Origin of the sequence: Erwinia sp. V71, from assembly GCF_965644245.1 — a bacterium.
GTDB lineage: Bacteria > Pseudomonadota > Gammaproteobacteria > Enterobacterales > Enterobacteriaceae > Erwinia.
This window is the reverse complement of sequence record NZ_CBFFRK010000151.1, coordinates 1-10,297: the sequence shown is the minus strand read 5'-3', so window position 1 is coordinate 10,297 and position 10,297 is coordinate 1. Positions and strand designations below refer to the sequence as shown.

Here is a 10,297-nt window from a genome sequence, read left to right as displayed (position 1 = left end):
GGGCGGTTCTTTGTTCATTTACCATACTATGACAGGACGAAAAAATGGTTCCCATCGAATTAATCGCACCTTCCTTAACAACCTGATTGTACACACGCAGATATAGCCTGAAACAAAAAGGGCCGCAGCAGCGGCCTGATTAACCATAGTTTTTGTGTGGCATTGTTATTTGGCAGGCAGCTTAATGTCTTTAAACATCGCTTCGATATCTTCATTTGAACGCAACGCCACGGCGGTATCCACCACATCGCGGGTTAAATGTGGCGCGAAACGCTGAATAAAATCATACATATAGCTGCGCAGGAAGGTACTGCGGCGGAAACCAATCTTGGTGGTGCTGTAAGTGAAGATATCGGTCGCTTCGATGCGCACCAAATCCGGATCAGAAACCGGGTCCACCGCCATACTGGCGATAACCCCTACCCCCAGCCCCAGCCGCACATAGGTTTTGATCACATCGGCATCTGTCGCGGTAAAGACGATGCGCGGCGTTAACCCGGCACGGTTGAACGCGGTATCCAGTTCAGAGCGTCCGGTAAAGCCAAAGGTGTAGGTCACTAACGGGTATTCAGCCAGTTCTTCAATCGACACTTTGCTCTTGCCCGCTAATGGATGATCTGGCGTCACGACAATCGCCCGGTTCCAGTGATAACACGGCAGCATGATCAGATCGTCGTACAGATGCAGTGCTTCAGTGGCAATAGCGAAGTCAGCATTGCCTTTCGATACCGCTTCAGCAATCTGCGTTGGCGAGCCCTGATGCATATGCAGCGAAACACGTGGGTAGCGCTCGATAAAACCTTTAATCACGCCAGGCAGAGCATAACGCGCCTGAGTATGGGTGGTGGCAACATACAGCGAGCCTTTATCCGGCCAGGTATGTTCACCGGCGACAGATTTGATGGCGTCGACTTTTGAGAGCACTTCACGTGCGATACGGATAATTTCTTCGCCTGCGGGTGTGACCTGAGTCAGATGCTTGCCGCTGCGGGCGAAAATCTGGATGCCCAGCTCATCTTCCAGCATTCTGACCTGCTTACTGATGCCGGGTTGTGAGGTATAGAGCCCTTCAGCCGTTGAAGAGACATTGAGGTTATGGTTGACCACCTCAACAATATATCGTAGTTGCTGCAATTTCATACTTTGCGTCCGTCCGGGTTAAGCAACACGCCGAATCCCTGCGAACCCGATAACCGTATGCTGCAGATATCGCTGAGGCTGACGTTAAGATGCGACAGAAGGTAAAAGCCGTGTTTCTATAACAACTATATCATTTTTATGACAGCTGTATAGCGTTTGGCTATAAGGAAGACCATAAAAAAGGGCTGGTCATTGACCAGCCCTGGGTGATTATTTTTTGCTGACCTGCCAGGCGCCGTCAACATAGAAAGCGGACCAGCCAGTGGCTTTACCGTCTTTCTCCGAAGCCACATACTGCTGCTTGGTTTTACGGCTGAAGCGGACCACCGTCTTGTTGCCGTCTTCATCCGCGACTGGCGCATCGGCCAGATAACGCAGTTTCTCCGGCAGGCGATCCTGGAAGCGTTTCAGTTCTTCCACCAGCGGCGCACGGGTCTCGCGCGATTTCGGGAAGGTATTCGCGGCCAGGAAGACACCGGCGGCACCATCACGCAGGACAAAATACGCGTCCGATTTCTCACACGGCAGCTCAGGTAACGGCACCGGATCTTCTTTCGGTGGCGCGACATCGCCGTTGCGCAGGATCTTACGCGTGTTTTTGCAGTCGTCGTTGGTGCAGGCCATGTATTTCCCGAAGCGGCCCATTTTCAGGTGCATTTCGGAACCACATTTCTCACATTCAACGATCGGACCGTCATAGCCCTTAATGCGGAATTCACCCTCTTCAATCTCGTAACCGTCACAGCCTGGGTTATTACCACAGACATGCAGCTTACGCTGATTGTCGATCAGATAGCTGTCCATCGCCGTGCCGCATTTATGGCAACGACGGCGGGCACGCAGTGCATTGGTTTCCGCCTCATCCCCTTCCAGAATATTCAGCACTTCATTTTCCGGAATCAGGTTAATCGTCTGTTTGCAGCGCTCTTTTGGTGGCAACGCGTAACCGGAACAGCCGAGGAACACCCCGGTGCTGGCGGTACGAATACCCATCTGACGGCTACAGGTCGGGCAGTCGATAGAAGTCAGCACCATCGGGTTCGGCTGCATGCCGCCCTCTTCCGGCTCCTTCTCCGCCTGCTCCAGCTGACCGCTGAACTCGCCAAAGAATTTATCCAGCACCGCTTTCCACTGCGCCTGGTTATTTGCCACTTCGTCGAGGCTGGTTTCCATATGCGCGGTGAAGTCATAGTTCATCAGCTCGCGGAAGTTCTCTTCCAGACGATCGGTGACGATTTCACCCATTTTCTCAGCGTAGAAACGGCGGCTTTCGACACGCACGTAACCACGATCCTGAATGGTGGAAATAATCGACGCGTAGGTCGATGGACGGCCAATGCCACGTTTTTCCAGCTCACGCACCAGCGATGCTTCACTGAAACGCGCAGGCGGCTTGGTAAAGTGCTGACCCGGTTTCAGCTGCTGCAGGCTGAGTTCCTCGCCCACGTCAACCGCTGGTAACGTGCGATCTTCATCGCCTTTACGCAGCGCTGGCATCACTTTGGTCCAGCCGTCGAAACGCAGCGTACGGCCTTTCGCTTTCAGCTTAAACTCGCTCGCTTCAACCGTCAGTGTGGTGGAATCATACTGTGCAGGCATCATCTGACAGGCAACAAACTGACGCCAGATCAGCTGATACAGTTTCTGCGCATCGGCTTCCATATCTTTCAGCTGTTCCGCCTGCACTTTGACATCAGAAGGACGAATCGCTTCGTGCGCTTCCTGCGAATTGTCTTTGCTGGCGTAGGTATTGGCGTCTTTCGGCAGATATTTCGCACCAAAGTTATCGCCAATATAACCGCGCACCATCGCCACCGCATCCTGGCTCAGGTTGGTGGAGTCGGTACGCATATAGGTAATATGGCCCGCTTCATACAGACGCTGCGCCATCATCATGGTTTTCTTCACACCAAAACCAAGACGGGTGCTGGCAGCCTGCTGCAGCGTGGACGTGATAAACGGCGCGCCAGGCTTGCTGCTGGTCGGTTTATCTTCGCGTTCCGTCACTTTGTAACGCGCATTTTCCAGCAGGCTGACGGCCGCCATGGTCTGTTCGCGGTTGACCGGACGGAACGGCTTATCACCCTGATGCGTCACCTGCATCGGCAGGTCACTGCCTTTCGGCGTCGTCAGGTCAGCATCCAGCTCCCAATACTCTTCCGGGACGAAAGCTTTGATTTCGCGCTCACGTTCCACCACCAGGCGCACCGCAACTGACTGTACGCGACCGGCAGAAAGTCCGCGGGCGATTTTCTTCCACAACAGTGGCGAGACCATGTAACCCACGACGCGGTCCATAAAACGGCGCGCCTGCTGGGCATTCACACGGTCAATATTCAGTTCGCCCGGCAGCTCAAACGCCTGACGAATCGCATTTTTGGTAATTTCGTTAAACACCACGCGGCTGTAGCGTGAGTCATCACCGCCGATCACTTCCCGCAGGTGCCAGGCAATGGCTTCCCCTTCGCGGTCAAGGTCGGTTGCAAGATAGATGTGGTCAGCATTTTCGGCCAGTGATTTCAGTTCGGCGACCACTTTTTCCTTGCCCGGCAGAATCTGATAATTGGCCTGCCAGCCGTGATAAGGGTCGACGCCCATGCGGCTGACCAGCGCCGCTTTTTCGTCCTTTTTGACTTTAGCTTTCGCCGTTTTACTGGTTACAGAGTCAGCGCTCTTTTTAACTGTTGAACCACTGGTCGGCAAATCGCGTATATGACCGACGCTGGATTTCACCACGTAGTCATTACCGAGATATTTATTGATTGTTTTGGCCTTTGCCGGGGACTCAACTATTACGAGAGCTTTTCCCATATTTACCTTTACCTGATTATAACGTCCGAATGTAGTGACGGCTCTATCGACGACATCCCACTGCGATATCTATGTTGCAGCGCATTAGGATCAATTCAACCCCCAACAGCAAAATGGCAACTTAGCACAAGAGTGACCATTACAACACGCTGATTAACGGCATTTTTTCGCACCACAATTAGCATTGCCCGTGCAGCGATAAGCCCGGTTTTACTCCCGGAACCCGAAACGCCCACACTGTACCTGATAAAATCAGATACGCAACTTTATTAGCATTCCCTCCGGCGTTACGCCAGTGGAATGCGCTTTTGATGCTGCGCAACAAAAGCGCGGTCTGCGTTTGCGGCAATGCTTCGCAGGCAAGTAATATAGAAGGAAATCGGCATTTGTAAAAAGGAGATGAAAATATGTACGGCGATACACAGCCAATTGCAGCGGCAGACTTGCTGGTAAAAGCCAATGCCATGCTGGTGGAGCATGAGGATTATTTCCGCGGCGTGGAGGCCACTGCCGTTGAGCAAAATGGCGATATTCTGGTTTTTCGTGGCAACTACTACCTCGATGAACAAGGGCTGCCAACCAGCCGAAGCACCATCGTGTTTAACCTGTTTAAGTTTCTTGCTCAGCAGCTGTCGTCGCAGTATCACCTGCAACGTTAATCTGGGGCTGACTATTTTCCCCTTCAGACGACATCACGGCCTAAAGCACAGGTCACACGGTCAGAAGAGGAAAGCGTCCCGCGCCATGGGCGGCGCGGGCCGGGCGGTCAGGGATGACGCATAGCGACTTTCCGATCTGACCGTGCGCCCTGTGCAGACACACTATTCACAGGCAACGCGACTTGTGCCGCCGATTACAGCAGCGGCTTATCCCCACGCTGCCACAGTTTCAGCAACAGCCGTTCAGCACTGTCCGCCGCACTGCCGGTAAAGCGATCCATCAGACGTTTACGTCGCGTATAATGCACGCCGACTACTTCAAACTTCTCCATCTCGGCGATGATCAGATCATCACTGGTGCCAATGGTATCAATCAGCCCTTTCTCCAGCGCCTGACTGCCGTACCAGTGTTCACCGGTGGCCACCCGATCAATATCCAGCGACGGACGCATCTCATGGACAAACTGCTTAAACAGCAGATGGGTTTCATTCAGGTCTTCGCGGAATTTCTCGCGTCCCTGCTCGGTGTTTTCGCCAAACAGCGTTAGCGTACGCTTGTATTCACCGGCGGTATGCAGTTCCACATCAATATCATTGCGCTTCAGCAGACGGTTAAAGTTAGGGATCTGCGCCACCACACCAATCGAACCGATAATCGCGAACGGTGCCGCGACGATACGATCCGCGACACAGGCCATCATATAACCGCCGCTGGCCGCCACCTTATCTACCGCGACCGTCAGACGCACACCCTTCTGACGCAAACGCTGCAACTGTGATGACGCCAGACCATAACCGTGCACCACTCCGCCAGGACTCTCCAGACGCAGCAACACCTCATCGCCCGTCCCGGCCACCGCCAGCACGGCCGAAACCTCTTCGCGTAACGACGCCACTTCCGAGGCATCCATACTGCCTTTAAAATCCAGCACCCACAGCGTTGGCTTGCCGCGCTCTTTTTTCAGCCCCTGCTTCGCCCGCTGCTTTGTCTCTTTCGCTTCCTGCTTATCCTGCTTTTTGCGTGCCTTATGCCACAACTTCTGCTCGTGATGCTTCATCTGCGCCAGCGTCATCTCCTGCTTCATCTCGCGATACTCATCACCAAGATGGGTCACCCGCAGCTGGCCGCTTTGTGCGCGTTTACGCTGTGCAACGTTAACAATAATCACCGCAATCGCTGCGATGGCGATCACCACCGTCACAACTTTTGCCAGAAATAATCCATAATAAGAGAGTAATTCCACTCAATCCGCCTTATTTAACATAGCATTAGGGGCCAGCCACTAGTTTAGCTGAGTCCGTTCGCTTCGTCGCCTGCTTCGCGTGCGGTCGGCCAGAATTGCGCCGCTCTGACATTGAACTCGGGGTGGTTTTCAGGCATAAAACAACTTAATTTCGCGCGTCAGGCGCGACGCTTATTGTCAGAGGAATCCGCTGTGCACTATCAACCGAAAAGCGATCTGCTTAATCATCGAATTATTCTGGTCACCGGTGCAAGCGATGGTATCGGTCGTGAAGCCGCACTGACCTATGCCCGCTATGGGGCCGAAGTGATCCTGCTGGGACGCAACGCGCAAAAATTACAACAGGTGAGCGATGAGATCCAGGCGCTGGGCAAACGCCATGCGCGCTGGTTTACCCTCGACCTGGAACAGGCAACGCCAGAGAGCTGCCTGCAACTGGCCGACACTATTCAGCAACACTATCCGCGCCTTGATGGCGTACTGCACAATGCCGGCGTGCTGGGCGATATCGTTCCGCTGGAACAGCTACAGCCTGACGTCTGGCAGCAGGTGATGCGCATCAATGTCGACGCCACCTTTTTCCTGACCCAGGCACTGCTGCCGTTACTGCTGAAAGCCAGCGGTGCGTCGCTGGTGTTTACCAGTTCCAGCGTCGGACGCAACGGCCGCGCGGGCTGGGGGGGTTATTCTGTATCGAAGTTCGCCACTGAAGGCCTGATGCAGGTACTGGCGGACGAATACGACAGCCGGGTGCTGCGCGTCAACTGCATCAACCCGGGCGGTACACGCACCAAAATGCGTGCCAGCGCCTTCCCGCAGGAAGATGCCATGAAGCTGAAAACCCCGGCGGATATTATGCCGCTGTATTTGTGGCTGATGGGCGACGACAGCCGCCGCAAAACCGGGGTCAGCTATGATGCCCAGCCCGGCCGTAAACCCGGAGCAGCAGAATAATGGCGCAGGATGATCGTCACCAGCAACGCCAGCAGCGGCTGAAAGAACAGGTCGATGCGCGCATCGCCGCGGCCACCACCGTTCGTGGCATCCTGATGGTGTTTACCGGCAACGGCAAAGGCAAAACCACTGCGGCATTCGGCATCGCCACCCGCGCCGTCGGGCATGGCAAACGGGTGGGCGTCATCCAGTTTATCAAAGGGGAATGGCCCAACGGCGAGCGCAACCTGCTGGAGCCGCATGGCGTGGAGTTTCAGGTGATGGCGACCGGATTTACCTGGGATACGCAAAACCGCGAAACAGATACCGCCGCCTGTCTTCAGGTATGGCAACACGCGAAACGCATGCTGCAGGACGACACGCTGGATTTGGTTATCCTCGATGAACTGACTTACATGGTCAGTTATGACTATCTGCCGCTGGACGAGGTACTGAGGGCGCTGCAACAGCGGCCATCACAGCAAAGCGTGATTATTACCGGGCGCGGATGTCATCGTGAAATTAGCGAACTGGCGGATACGGTGAGTGAAATGCGACCGGTAAAGCACGCATTTGATGCCGGTATTCAGGCACAACAGGGAATTGACTGGTAACAAAACGGGGAAACCCGTTCCCCGTGATGACTGACAGCAGTACGGTACTGACGAATGCAGGGCAGACGCGGGATAATCCGCCCTGCCCAATTCGCTGATTAGCCCTGCTGGCGGCGTGATGGCTTCGCGGCTTTACCACCGGCAGAACGGCGGTTATTGCTGCCACTGACCTGGGTATGACGTTTCACTGCACGGCGAATCTGGTTCGCTTTAGTACGGCGACGATCTTTCTCGACCGGCACCTTACTGACGGTTTCCGCATCCAGTCCCACCAGCTCACGCAGATAGTTAGTCGGCTGCAGATCCAGCTCAGTCCAGCCACCGCGTGGCAGACCTTTTGGCAGATCGATATCACCATAACGCACACGGATCAGACGGCTGACCTGCACACCTACCGCTTCCCACAGACGACGCACTTCACGGTTACGCCCTTCTGTCAGGGTCACGTTGTACCACTGGTTAATCCCTTCACCACCAGCGAACTTAATCGTCTTGAATGCCGCCGGGCCATCTTCCAGCTGCACGCCACGGCTCAGCTGACGGATTTTATCTTCATCTACCTGACCAAAGACACGCACGGCATATTCACGTTCCACTTCGCGGCTCGGGTGCATCAGACGGTTTGCCAGTTCACCATCGGTAGTAAACAGCAGCAGACCACAGGTATTGACATCAAGACGCCCTACTGCAATCCAGCGCGCACCGCGCAGTTTCGGCAGACGGTCAAATACGGTCGGACGGCCTTCGGGGTCATTACGGGTACAGAGTTCGCCTTCCGGCTTGTAGTAAGCCAGTACACGGCACACTTCCGTCGCGGATTCGGCGATAGGAACGATATGACCGTCAATGCGGATTTTCAGGGATTTATCAAGCTCAACACGGTCGCCCAGTGTGGCCAGTTTGCCATCGACACTGACACGCCCCGCGGAGATCAGGGTTTCGATTTCACGGCGCGAACCGTGACCGGCACGCGCTAAAACTTTTTGTAACTTCTCGCTCATGGAGCAGCCTCGCTGTCGCCTTCCCAGGCGTCATGTTATACTTTAAAAACAATAGGTTATCCCACAAATCAGTATAACCTCTTGATATGTAACTATTTACCGTCACACAGCATGGCACACATTATGTCACACAAACTGTCACACACGATGTTGCGCGGGCGCACATATTACACGAACTTTAGATTAAACGCTTCAAATCGATTTGTACGCGTTTCTCTTGGTACGGATAGTCAAAAACAAGCTGAAGTGATCATGAATCAGGTGCGGCCTTTTATACCTCTTGTGCAAAATGGGTCGATGACTATCGATGCGTTCAAAAGACGCATTCAGGGCTTCCGCGCTGCGACAAAGCAAGATTTTGATCAGTACCTGCTGCACTGGTTACAGATGGGGTTAGATGAAGCGAAGCGTTTACCGGAAATCGGGAGGTATGCAAAAGAGATCTTTCCTGAAAGGAAATTGTCCCGTACAGCGACACTAGAAGAGGCTGAGGGCTACGCAGAATATCATTTGAATCAGATGTATGACGGCGGAGAGGAAGCCGCCAAATTGCTTCTGGGTACGTTAAATACGCAACATATCGACTTCGAAAAATCAGACCTAGATAGCGCATATCAAGTAGGTAGTCAGATTGACGAAAACCGTGCGCTGCTATACCAGAGCTACCAGGCTTTCTATAGTGGAGACCTTCCCCGTTACCGCCAGTTGATTGCCGCCATGCAATCACAGCTTAGCGATGCTCAGAGCCAGCAAGAATCAACAAAACAAAAAATCGTGACCCAAGCAGAGCATCTTGCATCCAGCAACGCTATCTCGCTGTCAAAGGCATGGGAAATGTACGTTGAAGAACAAGGCAAAGAATGGCGTAAAGCAACCGCTGGAGAGAACGGCAGATTTTATGACATTTTGTTCTATGTTGTCGGCGATAAGCCCGTAGATACTATCTCTAAACAAGATATTCGAGACACGTTGCAAGTCGCTGAGAATATGCCTCAACGTAACAAAAAACCCTACTCTGCTATGACACTTAAAGAATGTGTCGAATACGATGTACCAGAAGATGACCTAAATAGCTGTTCCAAATAGTAGATCACCTGAAGGGAACTCAGTCCGGGTTGAGCGATCTGATCAACCGCTAAATATCCCAAATCACCAACCGGACTGAGAGATGTCGAGCATAGCACCCATACCCCGTAACGAACGACGCCTGATGAAGAAAACTATCCATAAAACGCACGACAAGAATCACGCCCGCAGGTTGACCGCTATCCTGATGCTGCACCGGGGCTATCGCGTCAGTGATGTCGCCAGAACGCTTTGCTGCGCCCGTTCGTCAATCGGTCGCTGGATTAACTGGCTCACTCTTTACGGCATTGAGGGACTGAAATCTCTGCCGCCCGGCCGTGGACGTCGCTGGCCGTTTGAACAGATCTGCGTGCTGTTACATCAACTCGTAAAACGTTCTCCGGGTGACTTTGGTTACCAGCGCTCACGCTGGAGCACGGAACTGCTGACGATAAAAATCAATGAGATAACCGGCTGTAGGTTGCATGCTTCCACGGTGCGGCGCTGGTTGCCTTCGGCCGGTCTGGTGTGGCGACGTGCAGCCCCTACGCTGCGTATTCGCGACCCGCATAAAAGAAGAAAAAATGGCAGCCATCCGTGAGGCGCTGGAACATCGCAGCGCTGAGCATCCCGTGTTCTACGAGGACGAAGTGGATATCCATCTGAATCCGAAAATCGGCGCGGACTGGCAGGTTCGTGGAGAGTGCAAAATGGCATGTGAATCGATCACGGTTTGGCATCAAGGTCGATCATGATTTGGCATGCCTCCGATCACTGATTGGCATACTGTCGATCACGCCGGGAATTAACGCTTTCTTACACGGTCTCCC

8 protein-coding genes and 1 pseudogene are annotated in these 10,297 nt (G+C 53.5%); 5 read left to right on the top strand and 4 right to left on the bottom strand.

Annotated features, from left to right (window positions below):
- Nucleotides 1–165: 165 nt before the first annotated feature.
- Complete coding sequence (cysB, locus tag ACSZO1_RS20275) at nucleotides 166–1,140, bottom strand: HTH-type transcriptional regulator CysB (RefSeq protein WP_437615885.1); 975 nt, start codon at nucleotides 1,138–1,140, stop codon at nucleotides 166–168.
- Nucleotides 1,141–1,350: 210 nt separating this feature from the next.
- Nucleotides 1,351–3,951 (bottom strand): type I DNA topoisomerase, encoded by a 2,601-nt coding sequence (gene topA / locus ACSZO1_RS20270; RefSeq protein ID WP_437615883.1) that lies wholly within the window; start codon nucleotides 3,949–3,951, stop codon nucleotides 1,351–1,353.
- 407 nt (nucleotides 3,952–4,358) lie between these two features.
- On the opposite strand from topA, the gene ACSZO1_RS20265 reads away from it, so the two are divergent.
- Nucleotides 4,359–4,610 carry a DUF2498 family protein gene (locus ACSZO1_RS20265; protein WP_437615881.1) on the top strand — a complete coding sequence of 84 codons (252 nt, stop codon included), beginning with the start codon at nucleotides 4,359–4,361 and terminating at the stop codon, nucleotides 4,608–4,610.
- A gap of 194 nt (nucleotides 4,611–4,804) precedes the next feature.
- Here the strand turns inward: ACSZO1_RS20265 and sohB are convergent, their stop codons facing one another.
- Complete coding sequence (sohB, locus tag ACSZO1_RS20260) at nucleotides 4,805–5,854, bottom strand: protease SohB (protein ID WP_437615879.1); 1,050 nt, start codon at nucleotides 5,852–5,854, stop codon at nucleotides 4,805–4,807.
- Between the two features lie 192 nt (nucleotides 5,855–6,046).
- Here sohB and ACSZO1_RS20255 point away from each other — a divergent pair, with 192 nt between their 5' ends.
- Nucleotides 6,047–6,808, top strand: coding sequence for a YciK family oxidoreductase (locus ACSZO1_RS20255; RefSeq protein WP_437615877.1), 762 nt, complete (start codon nucleotides 6,047–6,049; stop codon nucleotides 6,806–6,808).
- Entirely contained in the window at nucleotides 6,808–7,401 is a 594-nt protein-coding gene (gene cobO / locus ACSZO1_RS20250) for a cob(I)yrinic acid a,c-diamide adenosyltransferase (protein ID WP_437615875.1), read from the top strand. The genes ACSZO1_RS20255 and cobO overlap by 1 nt, the downstream gene beginning before the upstream one ends.
- Nucleotides 7,402–7,499: 98 nt before the next feature.
- Here the strand turns inward: cobO and rluB are convergent, their stop codons facing one another.
- Nucleotides 7,500–8,402 carry a 23S rRNA pseudouridine(2605) synthase RluB gene (gene rluB / locus ACSZO1_RS20245; protein WP_437615873.1) on the bottom strand — a complete coding sequence of 301 codons (903 nt, stop codon included), beginning with the start codon at nucleotides 8,400–8,402 and terminating at the stop codon, nucleotides 7,500–7,502.
- A 123-nt stretch (nucleotides 8,403–8,525) separates the two neighbouring features.
- On the opposite strand from rluB, the gene ACSZO1_RS20240 reads away from it, so the two are divergent.
- Together ACSZO1_RS20240 and ACSZO1_RS20235 are read left to right on the top strand one after the other, a co-directional pair.
- On the top strand, nucleotides 8,526–9,488 hold the full coding sequence (locus ACSZO1_RS20240; RefSeq protein ID WP_437615871.1) for a hypothetical protein: 963 nt from the start codon (nucleotides 8,526–8,528) through the stop codon (nucleotides 9,486–9,488).
- An 82-nt stretch (nucleotides 9,489–9,570) separates the two neighbouring features.
- Nucleotides 9,571–10,177 (top strand): annotated as a pseudogene (locus ACSZO1_RS20235) (IS630 family transposase); the annotation flags it as partial.
- Between the last annotated feature and the right edge of the window lie 120 nt (nucleotides 10,178–10,297).

Excerpts from the sequence above, each read along its gene's own strand:
- cysB (WP_437615885.1), bottom strand. The coding sequence starts at position 1,140 with ATGAAATTGCAGCAACTACGATATATTGTTGAGGTGGTCAACCATAAC.
- topA (WP_437615883.1), bottom strand. The coding sequence starts at position 3,951 with ATGGGAAAAGCTCTCGTAATAGTTGAGTCCCCGGCAAAGGCCAAAACA.
- ACSZO1_RS20265 (WP_437615881.1), top strand. The coding sequence starts at position 4,359 with ATGTACGGCGATACACAGCCAATTGCAGCGGCAGACTTGCTGGTAAAA.
- cobO (WP_437615875.1), top strand. The coding sequence starts at position 6,808 with ATGGCGCAGGATGATCGTCACCAGCAACGCCAGCAGCGGCTGAAAGAA.
- rluB (WP_437615873.1), bottom strand. The coding sequence starts at position 8,402 with ATGAGCGAGAAGTTACAAAAAGTTTTAGCGCGTGCCGGTCACGGTTCG.
- ACSZO1_RS20240 (WP_437615871.1), top strand. The coding sequence starts at position 8,526 with ATGTCACACAAACTGTCACACACGATGTTGCGCGGGCGCACATATTAC.